We start from the raw sequence: 17,951 nt of genomic DNA, 5'->3' as shown, positions 1-17,951 counted from the left end.
CTCGTTGCGGGATTCGAAAATCCATTCGCGGATGTCAGGTGGGCGTAGTGCCCGAAAAGTCGGTTATTGAAGCACGAAATAATCGTAGCGCATCGACACAGTGACCTGCAGCGGCTCGGCGGCCTCGATTACGTCGGCGCGGCGCTCGGCACTGGCGCGCCAGCCGTGGGGCGTCATGGCCAGCAGGTTGGCGCGGTCCCGGGGTTCGGCCAGGCTCAGGGTGAACGCTAGGGTCTCGCTGTGCGCAAGGCTCATGCCGTCCGGCACCAGGGCCAGGTGCTTGTCGTCGGTGTACTCGCGCACTTCATCGTATAAACGCTCGCGCAGTTCCATCAGGTGGCCGCTGGTGGGGCCGACCTTCATCAAGCCGCCGCCGGGGCTTAGTAGGCGCTTGGCTTCTTGCCAGTCCAACGGGCTGAATACGCTGGCAAGGAACTGACAGCTGGCATCGGCCAACGGTATGCGGGCCATGCTGGCGATCAACCAGGTCAGCGCCGGGTTGCGCTTGCACGCACGCTTGACCGCTTCCTTGGAAATATCCAGGGCATAGCCGTCGGCGTGGGGCAGGGCCTCGGCGATCTGCGCGGTGTAGTAACCCTCGCCACAGCCGATGTCCACCCAGCGCTGCGGCGCACGTTCGGCCGCCAATTCCGCCAGGCGCTTGGCCACCGGCGCGTAGTGGCCGGCGTTGAGGAAGTCGCGGCGCGCCTCGACCATCGCCAGGTTATCGCCTGGGTCGCGGCTGTTTTTGTGCTGCACCGGCAACAGGTTCAGGTAACCCTGGCGCGCGCGGTCGAAACGGTGCCCGACCGGGCAGGCCACGCCATTGTCCACCGCGTGGAGCGGTGCGCTGCAAAGGGGGCAGGCGAGCATCAGGCGAGCAACTTGATCAGGGTTTGGTAGTAAATGTCGGTCAGCACATCGAGGTCGCTGGCCAGGATGCGTTCGTTGACCTGGTGAATCGTCGCGTTGACCGGGCCCAACTCGACCACCTGGGTGCCGAGGGTCGCAATGAAGCGCCCGTCGGAGGTGCCGCCACTGGTGGACGCCTGGGTCTCGCGCCCGGTGACCGCCTTGATGCTGGCCGAGACCGCATCGAGCAAGGCGCCGGGTTCGGTGAGGAACGGCAGGCCCGACAGTGCCCAGTCTACGTGCCAGTCCAGGCCGTGCTTGTCGAGGATCGCGGCGACGCGCTGTTGCAGGCCTTCGACGGTGGATTCGGTGGAGAAACGGAAGTTGAACACGGCCGTCAGGTCGCCGGGGATCACGTTGGTCGCACCGGTGCCGGCATTGAGGTTGGAGATCTGGAAGCTGGTCGGCGGGAAGAAGGTGTTGCCATCGTCCCAATGCTCGGCGGCCAATTCGGCCAGGGCCGGAGCGGCCAGGTGGATCGGGTTCTTCGCCAGATGCGGGTAGGCCACGTGGCCCTGTACACCGCGCACGGTCAGGGTGGCGCCGAGGGAACCGCGACGGCCGTTCTTGACCACGTCGCCCACCAGGGTCGTGCTCGACGGTTCGCCGACGATGCACCAGTCCAGGCGTTCCTTGCGCGCGGCCAAGCGTTCGATGACCGCCTTGGTGCCATGGTGGGCCGGGCCTTCTTCATCGCTGGTGATCAGGAATGCGATCGAACCCTTGTGGTCCGGGTAGTCGGCGACAAAGCGCTCCGACGCCACCAGCATTGCGGCCAGGCTGCCTTTCATATCCGCCGCGCCACGCCCGCAGAGCATGCCGTTTTCGTCGATGAGGGCATCGAACGGGTCGTTCTGCCAAGCCTGCACCGGGCCGGTCGGGACCACGTCGGTGTGGCCGGCAAAACACAGCACCGGGCCGGCGTGCTTGCCATGGGTGGCCCAGAAGTTGTCGACGTTTTCGATACGCATCGGCTCCAGGGCAAAACCGGCGTCGCCCAGGCGCTGCATCATCAGCTTCTGGCAATCGGCGTCAATCGGCGTCACCGAAGGGCGACGGATCAGGTCGATGGCAAGTTGAAGGGTCGGCGAAAGGTCGGCATGGGCCGTCATGGGAAAACTCCGAAAATCAAGGCGGCGACGTTCCAATTGACCGTAGGAGCGAGCTTGCTCGCGAAAAACGCAAAAGCACCGCGTTCATTCAGGATGCCCGCGTGATCGTTGACGATTTTCGCAAGCACGCTCGCTCCTACAGTCGTTGGGTGCAAGGTGTGCAAAAGGGCCGTTATCTTATAGCAAAACGGCGACCAGAGGCCGCCGTTTAGTGCATTGCGCAAGTTTTTACAGCGCGGTGGCCGGCTCGGCCTTCGGCGCCGGTTTCGGCAGCGACGACAGGAACGCCATGATCAACGCCGCCACATACGGCAGCGATTGCACCAGCAGCATTACCACCCAGAAGCGCATGTCATTGCTCGGCAGACCCTGCACCAGGTAGATCCCCAGCGCGGCGCCCCACAACAGCAGCATGATGAACATTTCTTCGCGGGCTTCGGAAATCGCCACCCAGAAGCCGTGGTTATCCGCGTTCTTCGGCGTCCGAAAGAACGGAATGCTGGTGGTGAAGAAGCCATACAGCACCGCTTTGGCGATGGTGTGGGACAACGCCAATCCGGCCAGGGCCGCGCAGAATGCGTCCTTGAGGTTCACGCCTACGGCGCGGCGGTACAGGAAGATGATCTTGCCCACCTTGAACACGAACAACGCCAGGGGCGGGATCGCGAAGATCAGCAGCGGCGGGTCGACCCGGGTCGGCACGATGATCATCGCCGCCGACCACAACAGCGCGCCGACGGTGAAGAAGATGTTCATGCCATCGGCCACCCACGGCAACCAGCCCGCGAGGAAGTGGTAGCGCTGGCCACGGGTCAGCTCGGTGTCCTTGCCGCGCAACAGGCTGGCGGTATGACGCTTGATGATCTGGATCGCGCCATAGGCCCAGCGGAAACGCTGTTTCTTGAAGTCGATGAAGGTGTCCGGCATCAGCCCCTTGCCGTAGCTGTCGTGGTAATACGCCGCTGACAGACCTTTCTCGAATATCCGCAGGCCCAATTCGGCGTCTTCACAGATACACCAGTCGGCCCAGCCCAGTTCCTCGAGCACCGAACGCCGGGTCATGGTCATGGTGCCGTGCTGGATGATCGCGTCACGGTCGTTGCGGGTGACCATGCCGATATGGAAGAAGCCTTTGTATTCGGCGTAGCAGAGCTTCTTGAAGGTGCTTTCGTTCTGGTCGCGGTAATCCTGTGGCGATTGCACCACGGCGATTTTCGGGTCGGCGAAGTGCGGCACCATGTGCTTGAGCCAGTTCGGCGACACGCAGTAGTCCGAGTCGATCACGGCGATCACCTCGGCATCCTTGGCGGTGTGCGGGATCAGGTAGTTCAGCGCACCGCCCTTGAAACCGGCCAGGGGCGCAACGTGGAAGAACTTGAAGCGCGGGCCGAGGGTGGCGCAGTAATCGCGCACCGGTTCCCATACCGCCGGGTCCTTGGTGTTGTTGTCGATGATCAGGACTTCGTAGTCCGGGTAATCGAGGGCGGCCAGGGCGTCGAGGGTCTGTTTGACCATTTCCGGCGGCTCGTTGTAGCACGGCACGTGGATCGATACTTTCGGGCGGTAGTCCGAATCCCCCACCACAGGCAGGAATTCACGCCGACGCTTGTGGGTCCATACCGCTTCCGCCAGTTCGTGGGCCTCGGTCAGCAACACGATAAACACGCCCAGGGCGCCGAGTGCCAAGAGGAAACCGACGGTCAGACTGAACCAGGTGCTGTATTGCTGGCTGTAGTCGTAGCCGATCCACACCAGCACCGAACCGCACAGGAACGCGATAAAGGTCAGGAAGGTCCGGCCACGTTGGCGCAGGGCCGAGCCGTCGATCATCAGCAGCGTCAGGGACAGCAGCGCAAGCACCACCGAACCGATGGCCAGCACCCGCCATTGCGGGATCGCCACTACTGGGCCTTCAAAGTTGAATTTCTGTTGGCGCGCGGCGTTGAACACACCCCAATAGGCGCCGACCGAACCTTCATCGCTGGCTTTCCACGGCTGGTCGAAGGCCTCGATCACGAAGTAGTTGTAGCCTTGGCGGTTGAGCTTGTTGACCAGGGTGCGCAGGTAAATCGCCTGGTCGGCCGGCGACGCGTCAGCACCACCGCGCATGCGCCCGTTGCTCGGCCAGCCGACTTCCGACAGCAGCAGCGGCTTTTTCGGGAAGGTTTTCTTCAGATCCCGCGCGCGGTCGAGTACGAATTGGCCCGCCTGGTCCACCGGAATGTGCTCCCAGTACGGCAGGATGTGCGCGGCGATCAGGTCGACGTGCTTGGCCAACTGCGGATTGTGTTCCCAGATGTGCCATTGCTCGGAGGTGGTCACCGGTACTTTCACCGCGGCGCGCACCCGGTCCAGCAGCACGATCAGCGCTTCAGGGGTGATCTCTTCACGGAACAGCGCTTCGTTACCCACCACCACGCGCACGACGCTGCGCGAACTGTTGGCGATTTCGATGGCGCGCTGGATTTCACGCTCGTTGCGTTCCAGGTCCGGGCTGATCCAGATCCCCAGGGTCACCCGCAGGCCGAATTCTTCGGCCAGCTTGGGGATATCCCCAAGGGTGCCGTCGACCGAGTAGGTACGGATGTTGTCCGTCAGCTTGCTCATGATCGCCAGGTCCTGGCGCATCTGGTCGTCGGTCGGGTACTGGTCTTTCTGCGGGTACTGGCCTTGCTGAAACGGCGAGTAAGAAAAACCGGAGATCTGCTCAGGCCAGTTGGGGGCAGTGACCGGGCGGTTGATCAGCGCCCAGAAACCGGTGAACAGCGCGGCAATTGCCAGCACCACCACCAGGTTGAGTCCAAATTTACGCGATGCCATGGTTATATCGGGTTCCAAAAGGTGTGGAACGGAAAGAGGTGTCGGCTTACGTCGAACGGCGCGCATCCTACACCGGCCTTTCACTGAGCGTATAGCAGACAGAGAAAAGCCGGACGTTAGTCCGCGAATGTTCGCCTAAGTTCTTTACTTGTAACCTGAAGTTTCGAACTTGTCGCAGCAAAGCCCTATAATGCGCGCCGGTTTTTGGGGTAATGGTCATGAGTGCAGAAGATCCGCGGTTTGCAGGCGTCGCCCGCTTGTATGGCATTGAAGGCCTGGAGCGCTTGAAAGCGGCCCATGTGGCGATCGTCGGCGTCGGCGGAGTCGGCTCCTGGGCGGCGGAAGCCATCGCCCGTTGCGGCGTAGGCGAGATTTCGCTGTTTGACCTCGACGATGTCTGCGTGAGCAACAGCAACCGGCAGTTGCACGCCCTGGACAGCACGGTGGGCAGGCCCAAGGTCGAGGTGATGGCTGAGCGCCTGCGCGGCATCAACCCGGATTGCACGGTGCATGCGGTGGCGGATTTCGTCACCCGCGACACCATGGCCGAATACATCACGCCGAACATCGATTGCGTGATCGACTGCATCGACGCGGTCAACGCCAAGGCCGCGCTGATCGCGTGGTGCAAACGCCGCAAGATCCAGATCATCACCACCGGCGGCGCTGGCGGGCAGATCGACCCGACGCTGATCCAGGTGTGTGACCTGAACCGCACTTTCAACGATCCCCTGGCCTCGAAAGTACGCTCCACCCTGCGCCGCGACTACGGCTTCTCCCGCACCGTGACCCGCCATTACAGCGTGCCGTGCGTGTTTTCCACCGAGCAACTGCGCTATCCCAAGCCGGACGGCAGCATCTGCTTGCAGAAGAGTTTTGTCGGGGATGGCGTGAAGCTGGACTGCGCCGGCGGGTTTGGCGCGGTGATGATGGTGACGGCCACCTTCGGCATGGTGGCGGCGACCAAGGCGGTGGACAAGATCGTGGCCGGGGTGCGCCGGCCGTCCGAGCGGGTCAAGCCCAGCTGAATTCCAGATTCGTAGGCAGTACAACCTGTGGGGGCTTGCTCCCGATTGCCTGAGTGTCAGTCACTGTCTTGGTTGACTGTCACACCCCCACATCAGTGTTGTGTGTGGCTCAGTTCTCTCATGCGCTGCAGGACGGCATTGAGGCCGTTGCTACGAGAGGGCGACAACTGGCGGGACAGCCCGAGTTGATTGAACCAATCCGGCAAATCGACCGCCTGCAGTTCCGCAGCCGACAGTCCGTTGACCCGGGCCAGCAGCAACGCCACCAGCCCGCGGATCATCCGCGCCTCGCTGCTGGCGGCAAACTGCCAATGCCCATCCTGCAAGCGCCCCACCAACCACACCAGGCTCTCGCAGCCGTGTACCAGGTTGGCCTCGACCTTATCTTCATCGGCCAATGCCGGCAGGCGTTCGCCCCATTGCATCAGCATGCGCGCCCGCTGTTCCCAACTGCCCACCGACTGAAACGCTTGCAGTGCGACCACGGCGTCTTTCGGCAGGCTCATCGCAGCATATCCAGCGCCTGATCCAGTGCTTCAAAGAAGCGCTCCAGGTCATCGGAATCGTTGTACAGCGCCAGTGACACGCGGATCGCCCCCGATAAGTGCAGCGCCTTGAGCAGCGGCATCGCGCAATGATGGCCGGCGCGCACCGCGATCCCTTGTTCGGTGAGCAGGTGGGCGAGGTCGGCGTTGTGCACGCCGTCCACCACAAAGCTGACCAGTGCCACCTGCGGCGCCCCCAGTACACGCACGCCATTACGGGCTTTCAAGCCGCGCAACAGGTAGTCATGCAACGCCGCTTCATGGGCAGACACCGCCTGTTGATCCAGCGAACTCAAGTAATCCAGGCTGGCGCCCAGGCCGATCACGCCGGCGATCGGCGGCGTGCCGGCTTCGTAGCCCAGCGGCGCGGGGCGAAAGCTCGCACTGTGGTAGTCCGCCTGTTGCACCATCTCGCCGCCGAACTGCCAGTGGCGCAGGTGATGCAAGGCTTCGTTGCGGCCGAACAGCACGCCGACGCCGTCCGGGCCGTACAGTTTGTGGCTGGAGAACACATAAAAGTCGCAGCCCAGGGCCTGCATGTCATGACGGCCATGGACGATACCTTGGGCGCCGTCGACCACGGTCAGGGCTCCACGCGCCTTGGCCAGTGCCAGCAAGGCGTCCAGCGGTTGCCAGGTGCCTAAGACGTTGGACAGTTGGCTCGCCGCCAGCAGCCGCGTACGCGGGCCGATCAGCGCGGCGGCGGCGTCGAGGTCGATCACGCCGTCGTCGCCGAGTGGCAATACCACCAGCTCCAGTGCGCGACGTTTGGCCAGTTGCTGCCAGGGCAGCAGGTTGGCGTGGTGTTCCAGGGCGCTGATGACAATCTCATCGCCCGCATTGAATAAGTGCTCCAGGCCATAGGCCAAGAGGTTCAGCGCAGACGTCGCGCCGTGGGTAAAGATGACTTGCCCGCTGTCGCCTGCATTCAACCACTGCGCAACCTTGCTGCGACTGTCCTCGAAGGCCTGGGTCGCATGGGCACCCGGCAAATGCTGGGCACGGTGCACATTGGCGGCGCCATTGGCGTAGTAATGGCTGATGGCGTCCAGCAGGGCCTGAGGTTTTTGCGTGGTGGCGGCGTTGTCCAGGTAGGTCTGGTCTTGCCGTTGCAGGGTGGCGATGGCCGGAAAATCGGCGCGCCAGGGGGAGGGCACAAGCATGGTGATCAAGACTCGTATAAGCGAGCCGGCCCGAAGGCGCGACCCGCTAGTGGCATCGAGTGGCTGCTTAGTTGTGAGCGTGCAGCGCTTCGTTCAGTTCGATGGCCGATTTGTGGGTTTTGCACTCCACGGCACCGGTCTCGGAATTGCGGCGGAACAGCAGGTCCGGCTGGCCGGCCAGCTCGCGGGCCTTGACCACTTTGACCAGTTGGTTGCGCTCGTCGAGCAGCGCCACTTTGGTCCCGGCGGTCACGTACAGGCCCGATTCCACGGTGTTGCGGTCGCCCAACGGGATACCGATACCGGCGTTGGCACCGATCAGGCAGCCTTCGCCGACCTTGATCACGATGTTGCCGCCGCCCGACAGGGTGCCCATGGTGGAGCAACCGCCGCCCAGGTCCGAGCCCTTGCCGACGAACACGCCCGCCGAGACACGGCCTTCGATCATGCCCGGACCTTCGGTGCCGGCGTTGAAATTGACGAAACCTTCGTGCATCACGGTGGTGCCTTCGCCCACGTAGGCGCCGAGGCGGATACGCGCGGCGTCGGCGATACGCACGCCGGTCGGTACCACGTAGTCGGTCATTTTCGGGAACTTGTCCACCGAGAACACTTCCAGCAGCTCGCCACGCAGGCGCGCTTCCAGTTGACGTTCGGCCAACTCATTGATGTCGATCGCGCCCTGGCTGGTCCAGGCCACGTTCGGCAGTTGCGGGAACACGCCGGCCAGGCTCAGGCCGTGTGGCTTGACCAGGCGATGGGACAGCAGGTGCAGCTTGAGGTACGCCTCGGGGGTGGAGGTCAGCGCGGCGTCTTCGGCCAGCAGGGTGGCGACCAACGGGTTGTGGCTTTCAGCCAGGCGGTTGAGCAGCGCGGCCTGGGCGGCATCGACGCCCTTGAGCGCGTCAGCCAGTTGCAGGGCCTGGGTGACGGTGAACGTGATCGCCTGGTTGCCTTCGCTGTAGCCGAGGATCGGCGCGATGGCCGCAACGATTTCAGCCGATGGGTTGAGCAAGGGTTGGGCGTAAAACACTTCCAGCCAAGCACCTTGGCGGTTCTGAGTGCCGACGCCGAAGCCCAGGCTGAACAGGGAATTGGACATGCTGTTACCTCTACAAAAATGGAATGGCTGGCCTACTTGAGGGCCGCCGAATAACTATCTGGCTTGAAGCCAATCAGGGTTCTGTCACCGAGATCAAGCACCGGGCGCTTGATCATCGAAGGTTGCGCGAGCATCAATTCAATGGCTTTCGACTGATCGAGATCGGCTTTGCGTTCGTCTTCGAGTTTGCGAAAGGTGGTGCCCGCACGATTCAAAACCACCTGCCAACCGTGCTCGTCGCACCATTGGGTCAAGTGTTCGCGGTCGATGCCGGCCGTTTTGTAGTCGTGGAACTCATAGCTCACCCCGTGCTCATCGAGCCAGGTGCGCGCCTTTTTCATGGTGTCGCAGGCTTTAATGCCGAAAAGGTGCAACGTTTTACTTGAAACGGTCAAGGAATTGCCCCCTTCTGGACGAATGAAATTCAAAGGTCACGGATTATGCCACGACCAGCGGCTTTGAGTGCCGCTCGTCAGCATCGTGCGACGTTTGTGCAAAAGCCATCGTGCAGCATAGGCGGCTAATATGGCACTTCAACGGCGAGTTGTTGCCTGATGTGTGTCGTTGCGAGTCGATTGTCCGGGAAACCCGCGTTATGCAAACCGCCTACACCGTTCTTATCCTGCTGATGTTGGTCAGCGTTTCGCGTCTGGTCGGACGGATCATTCCTCTGCCGCTGCCGCTGGTGCAGATTGGCGCGGGTGCCTTGCTCGCTTGGCCGACCCTGGGTTTGCATGTGGCGCTGGACCCGGAGCTGTTCCTGTTTCTGTTCCTGCCGCCCCTGTTGTTCTCCGATGGCTGGCGCATGCCCAAGCGCGAGTTGTGGCGCCTGCGCGGCCCGATCCTCACGTTGGCCGTGGGGCTGGTGCTGTTTACCGTGGTCGGTGCCGGTTATTTCATCCATTGGATATTGCCTTCGATCCCGTTGCCGGTGGCCTTCGCCCTGGCGGCCGTGCTGTCGCCGACGGATGCCGTGGCGGTGTCGGCCATTTCCCAGAACCGTTTGCCGACACCGCTGATGCACATGCTCCAGGGCGAGGCCTTGATGAATGATGCTTCGGGCCTGGTGACCTTCAAGTTCGCCCTGGCGGCGGCGTTGACCGGGGTATTTTCCCTGGCGGACGCCAGCCTGACCTTTGTGCTGGTCGCCATGGGTGGCCTGGCGGTCGGTGTGGCGTTGAGCTGGCTGGTCGGTCGCCTGCGCGCGTGGATGGTCGCCCGGGGTTGGGATGATCCGGCGACCCACGTGGTGTTCATGTTGCTACTGCCGTTTGCTGCCTATGTACTGGCCGAACGTCTGGGCGCATCGGGTATTTTGTCGGCGGTCGCGGCGGGGATGATGCAAAGCTGGCTCGACCTGTTGCCACGCCAGACCAGTACACGCCTGCTCAACCGCAGTGTCTGGTCGTTGCTGGAGTTTGCCTTCAACGGCCTGATCTTCCTGCTGCTGGGGCTGCAACTGCCGGACATCGTCAAGGCGGTGGTCAGTCATGAACCGACGTTGTGGCCAACCTTGTTGTATCGCTGCCTGGATGTGATCGCGATCTTCCTGGTGTTGCTGGTGTTGCGCTTTATCTGGGTACAAAGCATCTGGCGTTTGTCGGGAGTACTTCGCCGTCTGCGTGGGAGAAGTGAACTGACCCTGGTGCCCACCGCACGCTCCTGCTGGCTATTGACCGTCGGTGGCGTGCGCGGTGCCGTGACCCTGGCCGGTGTGATGTCGGTGCCTTTGCTGCTGGCGCGGGGCAAGGACTTTCCCGAGCGCGACCTGCTGATCTTCATCGCCGCGGGGGTGATCCTACTGTCGCTGATTGCCGCGTGTATTGCCCTGCCGCTGCTGTTGCGCGGTATCGAAAATAGCCCGGACGAGAAGCGCCGCAACGAAGTGCGCGAGGCTTGGAAGAAGACCGCCGTGGCGGCGATCCATGCCCTGGAGACGGAAGAACCTGCCGAGGTGGAAAACTCCGACGCCGCCCAGGCAGCACTGGCCACCGAACTCAGGGCGCGACTGATGTCGGAATATCGGCATCAGTTGCAGGTGTTCAACGATTCGGCCGAAGCCCAGGCGCTGGCACAGCAGATGGATCTGCTCGAACGCAAACTGCGGCTCAAGGCCCTGCGTGCCCAGCGTCTGGAGTTGTACAGCTTGAGTCGTCACCACCGGATCGGTGATGACGTATTGAGGGAAGTGTTGGCGGATCTGGATATGACAGAGGCGAATCTGGGTCACGTCAAATGATCAGCTTTGATTGCTATCCTCGATCCAAGCTATGTTGGCTTGCCCATCTATCGGGGTAGCGTCACTTGGGTGCTTTTATGGTGTTAAATGCCCTCCTTGTGCTCAATAGTGTCCTACATTGATTCTTTAGCGATCCGGTGTGCTGAAGCGCAAAATTTTATGGAGAGAGGTCATGTCTAAAAGCAATGTCGTCTCGTTTACCGAAAAGAAAGCGGAGTTGCAGGCTGGCGTAGGGTTTCTGGAGTTGCTTGATGACGATATCAAGGCAAATCCAGACAGTGTCCAGCCCCTCTCTCGTGGTTTGGTGCAACGAATTGAAACGCTTCGCGCCAAGGCAGACGCCAATCGGCGTCGTGAGCTGCAAGAAGGTTGAGCGTGACTGAAAGTACTGTTCATATCGAAAACGGGTGGGCGCTTTATGCCCACCCGTTTTTCGTTCTACGTCTGGAGGAACTTACCGCTGATATAGAGCGAGCCGCAATCAGCGACCCTGAAGGCTTTCATCATCACCCTGCGTATAAGTTGTTTGATGCTGTAACCGGTAACGTTCTGCGAACCGTTCCTGCTAACCCGGCGCATCCTTGTTATCGGCAAGGCAAGACCCTGGGGCGCGAGTTCTTGCATTGGTTTCGGGTGAAAAAGCAGGGGCTCTTGCCGCGTTATCGATTGTTCTTTCAGTTCAGATCGGAGGCGCCGAAGACCATCATTTACGCCTGGCTGAATGATGAGCGAACCCTTCGAAAGGCTGGTGATAAAAACGACGTCTACGCCGTTTTTACAGCGATGTTGAAAGGCGGGAAAATGCCAAACTCTTTTGCTGAACTGATAGCCGTATGCGAGGGGCTACATCTTGATGACGCGGCGACAGGTACCGAGGAAGAGTAAGACGACATTGAAAACAAGCCCAGCCTGATTCGCCGGGCTGCTTGCATCTCTTACCGACGACGCTGAATAAAGTCGCGAATCCGCTCAGCCGCTTCCACGCACTCCGCCAATGGCGCGACCAGGGCCATGCGCACACGCCCGGCGCCGGGGTTGACGCCGTCGACCTCCCGTGACAGGTACGAGCCCGGCACCACGGTCACGTGCTCTTCCATGAACAGGTCGCGGCAGAACGCAGCATCGTCGCCATTCACATTCGGCCACAGGTAGAAGCTGCCATCCGGGTTTTGCACGTCCAGCACCGGCTTGAGAATCGCCAGCACTGCGTCGAATTTTTCGCGATACAGGTCACGGTTGGCCCGCACGTGGGCTTCGTCCTGCCAGGCGGCGATGCTGGCCAGCTGGGTTTGCACTGGCATCGCGCAGCCATGGTAGGTGCGGTACAGCAAGAAGCCCTTGAGGATATCCGCGTCGCCGGCCACGAAGCCGGAGCGCAGGCCCGGCAGGTTGGAGCGCTTGGACAGGCTATGGAACACCACGCAACGCTTGAAGTCCTGGCGGCCCAGCTCGACACAGGCGCTGAGCAGGCCCGGCGGCGGGGTCTGTTCGTCGAAGTAGAGTTCGCTGTAGCACTCGTCGGCGGCGATCACGAAGTCGTATTCGTCGGCCAGGGCGATGAGTTTTTTCAGGGTGTCGACCGGGATCAAGGCGCCGGTCGGGTTGCCTGGGGAGCACAGGAACAGGATCTGGCAGCGTCTCCAGATGTCGGGCGAGACCGCATCGAAATCCGGGTTGAAGCCGTTTTCGTCGAGGCAGGGCAGGTAATGCGGCTTGGCCCCGGCCAGGAACGCGGCGCCTTCGTAGATTTGATAGAACGGGTTCGGGCTGACCACCAGCGCATCGTCGCTACGGTTGACCACGGTCTGGGTGAAGGCGAACAGCGCTTCGCGGGTGCCGTTGACCGGCAGGATATTGCGCGCCGGGTCCAGCCAGCCTTTGGGCACGTTGAAGCGACGTTCGCACCAGGCAGCAATCGCTTCGCGCAGGGCCGGGATGCCCAGGGTGGTCGGGTACACCGCCATCTGGTCGAGATTGTTGCTCAGGGCCTCGGCGACGAACGCCGGGGATTTGTGCTTGGGTTCGCCGATGGACAGCGCGATCGGGCGCTTGTCCGGGTTTGGCGTGACGCTGCCCAGCAGGGCGCGCAGTTTTTCGAACGGGTAGGGCTGCAGCTGGTTCAGGGCGTTGTTCATCGGTGGATCTCGTTCAATTCATTGGAAGCTAAAAAGGGCTTTCGATCAGATACTCAGGCGCGATGGCTCCACGCCGCTTTCCTGGTTGACGCTCAACTGTTGGACGATGGCTTCCTGCAAGCGCCGGCACAGCTCAGGGTCGGACAACGGCTGGTTATCCGCATCGGTAATGAAGAACACGTCTTCCACGCGCTCGCCGAGGGTCGCGATCTTGGCGTTCTGTAACGACAGGTCGAACTCCAGGAAGATCCCGCCGACCCGCGCCAGCAGGCCTGGGCGGTCCGGGGCGCTGAGCTCGAGCACCGTCACCGGGCGCTGTGCGTCGTTGGAGATGGTCACCTGGGGCGCGAAAGCGAAGTGCTTGAGCTGGCGCGGTACCCGGCGCTGGATGATGGTCGGGTAGTCATCCGGGTTGCGCAGCGCTTCGGTCAGGCCTTCGCGGATCTTTTTCACCCGCGCCGGATTGTCGCCGATGGACTCGCCCTCGGTGTCGAGCACGATGTAGGTGTCGAGGGTGAACTGGCTGCTGGAGGTGATCACCCGGGCGTCATGGATGTTCAGGTTGAGCTGGTCCATGGCGGCCACGGTCACGGCGAAGAAGTCGTGCTGGTCGGGCGCATAGATGAAGATCTGTGTGCCGCCCTCGAACTCGCGCTGGGTGGTTTCCTTGATCAGCACCAGCGGGCCACCATCGGCCGGCTGTTGCAGAATGGCGTCGGTGTGCCAGGCGACATCGCCAGCGGTGTGGCGCAGGAAATAGTCGTCGCCCAACTGCGACCACAGCTGCTCGACATCATCCGGGTCGTTGCCGCCGCGCACCAGGATATCCAGGGCCGCGCTTTGGGTGCGGCGGATCTGCTCTTCGCGGTCCACCGGATTTTCCAGGCCTCGGCGCAAGGCGCGCTTGGTTTCGGTGTAGAGCTGGCGCAACAGGCTGGCGCGCCAGGAGTTCCACAGCGTCGGGTTGGTGGCGTTGATGTCGGAGACGGTCAGCACGTACAGGTAGTCGAGGCGGGTTTCGTCGCCGACGATCTGCGCGAAGTCGTGGATGACCTGGGGGTCGGACAAGTCCTTGCGCTGGGCGGTGGTCGACATCACCAAGTGGTTCTGCACCAGCCAGACGATCAGGCGGCTGTCCCACAATGGCAACTGGTGGCGCTGGCAGAATGCCTCGGCGTCGACCGCGCCGACCTCCGAATGGTCGCCGTGCCGGCCTTTGCCGATGTCGTGGTACAGGCCGGCCAGGTAGATCAGTTCCGGCTTGGGCAGCTTGGCCATGAGCTTGCTGGCCAGCGGGAATTTCTCTGACACCTGGGTGTACTGCAGCTTACGCAGGTGCTTGATCAGGTTCAGGGTGTGGGCGTCCACCGTATAAATGTGGAACAGGTCGTGCTGCATCTGCCCGACGATAAAGCCGAACTCCGGCAGGTAGAGCCCGAGAATGCCGTAACGGTTCATCCGTCGCAGGTTGCGGTGGATGCCGATCTTGCATTTGAACAGCTCGATGAACAGGCTGGTGTTGCGAATGTCGTGGCGGAAGTCGTCGTCGATCAGGTGACGGTTTTCCCTCAGCAGGCGGATGGTGTCGGCGCGCACGCCTTTGATTTCCGGCTGCTGGGCCATGAGCACGAAGATTTCCAGCATGGCGAACGGGGTGCGGCGGAATACGTTGTCGTTGCGCGCCTCGATATAGCCGTCGTGCAGTTGGAAGCGCGCATTGATCGGTTGCGGCGGCGCTTCGTCTTCGGGGGCCAGGATCACTTCCTCGAAGTGCTGGATGATCAGGTCGCTGAGCTGGGCAATGCTCATGACCACCCGGTAGTACTGCTGCATGAAGCTTTCGATGCTGGTCTTCGCATCTTCGCCTTCAAACCCCAGCAGGGTGGCGATGGAGCGCTGATGGTCGAACAGCAGGCGGTCTTCGGCGCGTCCGGCGAGCATGTGCAGGGCGTAGCGCACTTTCCACAGGAATTCCTGGGACGAGGCCAGCAGGGCGTTTTCGCTCTCCACCAGGAAGCCTTCGCCGGCCAGGGCCCGCAGGTTCAGGGTGCCGTACTGGCGACGGGCAACCCACAAAATCGTCTGGATATCCCGCAGCCCGCCCGGCGAGCCTTTGACGTTCGGTTCCAGGTTGTATTCGGTATCGTTGTACTTATGGTGCCGGGCCTTCTGCTCGGCGCGTTTGGCCAGGAAGAAGTCCTTGCTCGGCCACATGTGGGCGGTGCTGGTGACTTCGAGCATGCGCTGGCGCAGGCGCTCGGGGCCGGCGATGGTGCGGCTTTCCATCAGGTTGGTGATCACGGTGAGGTCGGCACGGGCCTCTTCGGCGCACTCGGCCACCGAGCGCACGCTCTGGCCGACTTCTAGGCCGATATCCCACAGCAGCGTCAGAAAGCGCTCGATGGAATCGCGAAAGATCTCATGGTCGGCGCTGTCCAGCAGGATCAGCAGGTCGATGTCGGAGTAGGGGTGCAGTTCGCCGCGACCATAGCCGCCGACCGCCACCAGGGCGATATCGGCGTCTTCGCTCCAACTGAACTGTTCCCAGGCCTTTTGCAGGATGTTATCGACGAACCAGGCACGGTCCTCGATCAGCCGACGGATGTCCCGGCCGCTGCGAAAGCGCTCGTCGAGCACCTCGCGGGCCTGGCGGATAGCCTTCTTGAAAGCGGCAATGGGGCTTGCTTTCAGGGCCAGTTCGGCCTGGAACTGGCCACGGTCGAAGAGTTCGGGATCCACCTGGGGCATCGATTGGCTTTCCTTTTTATCTAGTCAGTCAGTCACAACACAGCTTGGGAAAACCTGGTCAGCCTGCTTACGCCGAAGCTGCACCCGAAATGCGCGGGATCGTGTCGTCGGCGCGCAGGGTGAAGATCTCGTAGCCAGTATCGGTGACCAGCAGGGTATGCTCCCACTGGGCCGAGAGCTTGCGGTCCTTGGTGATGGCGGTCCAGCCGTCGCCCAGCACCTTGGTGTCGGCCTTGCCCTGGTTGATCATCGGTTCGATGGTGAAGGTCATGCCCGCTTTGAGTTCCATGCCGGTGCCGGCGCGGCCGTAGTGCAGGATCTGCGGCTCTTCGTGGAACACCTTGCCGATGCCATGGCCACAGAACTCACGCACGACCGAGAAGCCGTTCTTTTCCGCGTGCTTCTGGATCACTTCGCCGATATCGCCCAGGCGGCAACCGGGCTTGACCAGTTCGATGGCCTTGTACATGCATTCCTGGGTGACTTGGGACAGGCGCTCGGCCCAGACCGGCACGGTGCCGACATGGAACATGCGGCTGGTGTCGCCGTGGTAGCCATCCTTGATGACGGTGACGTCGATGTTCAGGGTGTCGCCGTCTTTGAGCGGCTTGTCGCCTGGGATGCCGTGGCACACCACATGGTTGATCGAGGTGCAGATCGACTTGGGGAAGCCCTTGTAGTTCAGTGGGGCTGGGATGGCTTTTTGCACGTTGACGATATAGTCGTGGCAGATGCGATCCAGCTCTTCGGTGGTCACGCCGGGCTTGACGTGTTCGGCGATCATTTCCAGCACGTCGGCAGCCAGTTTGCCGGCGATGCGCATGCCGGCGATGTCTTCGGCGGTTTTCAAGGTAACGGTCATACGGGCTCTCTCTAGCGCGACGCGCTGAAATCAATACGGTTTACGGGTGTGCGACAAAAGGTTGCAGAATCCGCACAAGCCCCAAAAAACGCGATTCTAACAGACGATGGCGTCAAATCATGAGCCTCTGATGATCGCTTCTGTCTATCAGGTGGGGTTAAATTCGCTCTATTCAAAGGGTTACGCCAGGGCTGCATACGGCAAATGTGATTGCGGGTTTCGTTTTCGCCCTTCGTGTGGTATAAAATGCGCCGCTTTCCGGGGATACCCCGAAGAGCTTAAATCCACACACGTGTCGACACGATGACCTGGGTGCCGGAGGCCTTGATGCCGCTGGTTGGTCATTGGGATACGTGGAGGCCAAACCCGACTTATTAAGGAACTATCATGTCCCAAGTCAACATGCGCGATATGCTGAAGGCCGGTGTGCACTTCGGTCACCAGACCCGTTACTGGAACCCGAAAATGGGTAAATACATTTTCGGCGCGCGTAACAAGATCCACATCATCAACCTTGAAAAAACCCTGCCAATGTTCAACGAAGCGCTGACCTTCGTAGAGCGCCTGGCCCAGGGCAAAAACAAGATTCTGTTCGTCGGTACCAAGCGTTCCGCTGGCAAGATCGTTGCTGAAGAAGCAGCACGTTGCGGTTCGCCGTACGTCGATCACCGCTGGTTGGGCGGCATGCTGACCAACTTCAAAACCATCCGTGCTTCCATCAAGCGTCTGCGTGACCTTGAAGTGCAAGCCGAAGACGGTACTTTCGCCAAGCTGACCAAGAAAGAGGCGCTGATGCGCACTCGCGACCTGGAAAAGCTCGATCGTTCCCTGGGTGGTATCAAGGACATGGGCGGTCTGCCTGACGCACTGTTCGTTATCGACGTTGACCACGAGCGCATCGCGATCACCGAAGCCAACAAGCTGGGCATCCCGGTTATCGGCGTAGTCGATACCAACAGCAGCCCGGAAGGCGTTGACTACATCATCCCAGGCAACGATGACGCAATCCGCGCTATCCAGTTGTACATGGGTTCGATGGCTGACGCTGTTATCCGTGGTCGCAACCACGTTGCTGGTGGTACCGAGCAGTTCGTTGAAGAAGCTCCGGTAGCTGCCGCTGAGTAATTGACGCCCTGGCGTTGACTCAGTAAGCAAAAAGGGGGCTTGGCCCCCTTTTTGCCCCCTCGAAAACCATTTGTCGGCAGCGCAGCTACAACATCTGTAACGTGCAGCGGCCTACAACGGAGATTCGGGAAGAATTGATCGCCCGTTTGATCGGGTGGAA

General features: G+C 61.4%; 15 protein-coding genes and 1 pseudogene. 5 read left to right on the top strand and 11 right to left on the bottom strand.

The features are described from left to right. Nucleotides 1–63 precede the first annotated feature (63 nt). From BLR63_RS15660 to BLR63_RS15650, 4 genes and pseudogenes are all read right to left on the bottom strand, one after another. Nucleotides 64–873: a putative RNA methyltransferase gene (locus tag BLR63_RS15660; RefSeq protein WP_010563506.1), complete on the bottom strand. Its 810-nt coding sequence runs from the start codon at nucleotides 871–873 to the stop codon at nucleotides 64–66. Continuing rightward, on the bottom strand, nucleotides 873–2,024 hold the full coding sequence (gene dapE / locus BLR63_RS15655) for a succinyl-diaminopimelate desuccinylase (RefSeq protein ID WP_010563507.1): 1,152 nt from the start codon (nucleotides 2,022–2,024) through the stop codon (nucleotides 873–875). The genes BLR63_RS15660 and dapE overlap by 1 nt, the downstream gene beginning before the upstream one ends. 38 nt (nucleotides 2,025–2,062) lie before the next feature. Then, a pseudogene (locus tag BLR63_RS31895) lies at nucleotides 2,063–2,152 on the bottom strand (outer membrane lipoprotein carrier protein LolA); the annotation flags it as partial. A gap of 100 nt (nucleotides 2,153–2,252) precedes the next feature. Next, the gene (locus BLR63_RS15650) at nucleotides 2,253–4,844 is read right to left on the bottom strand and encodes a glycosyltransferase (RefSeq protein WP_010563508.1); all 2,592 of its coding nucleotides are present in this window, start codon (nucleotides 4,842–4,844) and stop codon (nucleotides 2,253–2,255) included. A gap of 218 nt (nucleotides 4,845–5,062) precedes the next feature. On the opposite strand from BLR63_RS15650, the gene tcdA reads away from it, so the two are divergent. Beyond that, nucleotides 5,063–5,872 (top strand): tRNA cyclic N6-threonylcarbamoyladenosine(37) synthase TcdA, encoded by an 810-nt coding sequence (tcdA, locus tag BLR63_RS15645; RefSeq protein WP_010563509.1) that lies wholly within the window; start codon nucleotides 5,063–5,065, stop codon nucleotides 5,870–5,872. Between the two features lie 92 nt (nucleotides 5,873–5,964). Here the strand turns inward: tcdA and BLR63_RS15640 are convergent, their stop codons facing one another. From BLR63_RS15640 to BLR63_RS15625, 4 genes are all read right to left on the bottom strand, one after another. Beyond that, the gene (locus tag BLR63_RS15640; protein WP_010563510.1) at nucleotides 5,965–6,378 is read right to left on the bottom strand and encodes a SufE family protein; all 414 of its coding nucleotides are present in this window, start codon (nucleotides 6,376–6,378) and stop codon (nucleotides 5,965–5,967) included. Further along, the gene (locus BLR63_RS15635) at nucleotides 6,375–7,580 is read right to left on the bottom strand and encodes an aminotransferase class V-fold PLP-dependent enzyme (RefSeq protein WP_010563511.1); all 1,206 of its coding nucleotides are present in this window, start codon (nucleotides 7,578–7,580) and stop codon (nucleotides 6,375–6,377) included. The genes BLR63_RS15640 and BLR63_RS15635 overlap by 4 nt, the downstream gene beginning before the upstream one ends. A gap of 67 nt (nucleotides 7,581–7,647) precedes the next feature. Next, nucleotides 7,648–8,682 carry a 2,3,4,5-tetrahydropyridine-2,6-dicarboxylate N-succinyltransferase gene (gene dapD, locus BLR63_RS15630; protein WP_010563512.1) on the bottom strand — a complete coding sequence of 345 codons (1,035 nt, stop codon included), beginning with the start codon at nucleotides 8,680–8,682 and terminating at the stop codon, nucleotides 7,648–7,650. A 32-nt stretch (nucleotides 8,683–8,714) separates the two neighbouring features. After that, nucleotides 8,715–9,023, bottom strand: a complete 309-nt coding sequence (locus BLR63_RS15625; protein ID WP_231124426.1) for an arsenate reductase — start codon at nucleotides 9,021–9,023, stop codon at nucleotides 8,715–8,717. Between the two features lie 254 nt (nucleotides 9,024–9,277). Between BLR63_RS15625 and BLR63_RS15620 the strand changes: the two genes are divergently transcribed. The 3 genes from BLR63_RS15620 to BLR63_RS15610 all read left to right on the top strand — a co-directional run bounded on the left by BLR63_RS15620 (nucleotide 9,278) and on the right by BLR63_RS15610 (nucleotide 11,806). Continuing rightward, nucleotides 9,278–10,921: a Na+/H+ antiporter gene (locus tag BLR63_RS15620; RefSeq protein WP_010563514.1), complete on the top strand. Its 1,644-nt coding sequence runs from the start codon at nucleotides 9,278–9,280 to the stop codon at nucleotides 10,919–10,921. Nucleotides 10,922–11,093: 172 nt separating this feature from the next. Beyond that, complete coding sequence (locus BLR63_RS15615) at nucleotides 11,094–11,294, top strand: AbrB/MazE/SpoVT family DNA-binding domain-containing protein (RefSeq protein ID WP_010563515.1); 201 nt, start codon at nucleotides 11,094–11,096, stop codon at nucleotides 11,292–11,294. Between the two features lie 2 nt (nucleotides 11,295–11,296). Then, complete coding sequence (locus tag BLR63_RS15610) at nucleotides 11,297–11,806, top strand: type II toxin-antitoxin system YhaV family toxin (protein WP_010563516.1); 510 nt, start codon at nucleotides 11,297–11,299, stop codon at nucleotides 11,804–11,806. A gap of 50 nt (nucleotides 11,807–11,856) precedes the next feature. On the opposite strand, the gene dapC is transcribed toward BLR63_RS15610, so the two are convergent. From dapC to map, 3 genes are all read right to left on the bottom strand, one after another. Then, a complete protein-coding gene (gene dapC / locus BLR63_RS15605; RefSeq protein WP_010563517.1) occupies nucleotides 11,857–13,056 on the bottom strand; it encodes a succinyldiaminopimelate transaminase in 1,200 nt (399 codons plus the stop codon). A gap of 45 nt (nucleotides 13,057–13,101) precedes the next feature. Beyond that, nucleotides 13,102–15,804, bottom strand: coding sequence for a [protein-PII] uridylyltransferase (locus BLR63_RS15600; protein ID WP_010563518.1), 2,703 nt, complete (start codon nucleotides 15,802–15,804; stop codon nucleotides 13,102–13,104). Nucleotides 15,805–15,871: 67 nt separating this feature from the next. After that, a complete protein-coding gene (gene map / locus BLR63_RS15595; protein ID WP_010563519.1) occupies nucleotides 15,872–16,666 on the bottom strand; it encodes a type I methionyl aminopeptidase in 795 nt (264 codons plus the stop codon). Nucleotides 16,667–17,053: 387 nt separating this feature from the next. On the opposite strand from map, the gene rpsB reads away from it, so the two are divergent. Further along, a complete protein-coding gene (gene rpsB / locus BLR63_RS15590) occupies nucleotides 17,054–17,791 on the top strand; it encodes a 30S ribosomal protein S2 (RefSeq protein ID WP_003219330.1) in 738 nt (245 codons plus the stop codon). The last annotated feature ends 160 nt before the right edge of the window (nucleotides 17,792–17,951 follow it).

The sequence above is a fragment of the Pseudomonas extremaustralis genome (assembly GCF_900102035.1).
Lineage (GTDB): Bacteria > Pseudomonadota > Gammaproteobacteria > Pseudomonadales > Pseudomonadaceae > Aquipseudomonas > Aquipseudomonas extremaustralis.
The sequence above is the reverse complement of the archived record's forward strand: the minus strand, read 5'-3'. Positions and strand labels throughout refer to the sequence as shown.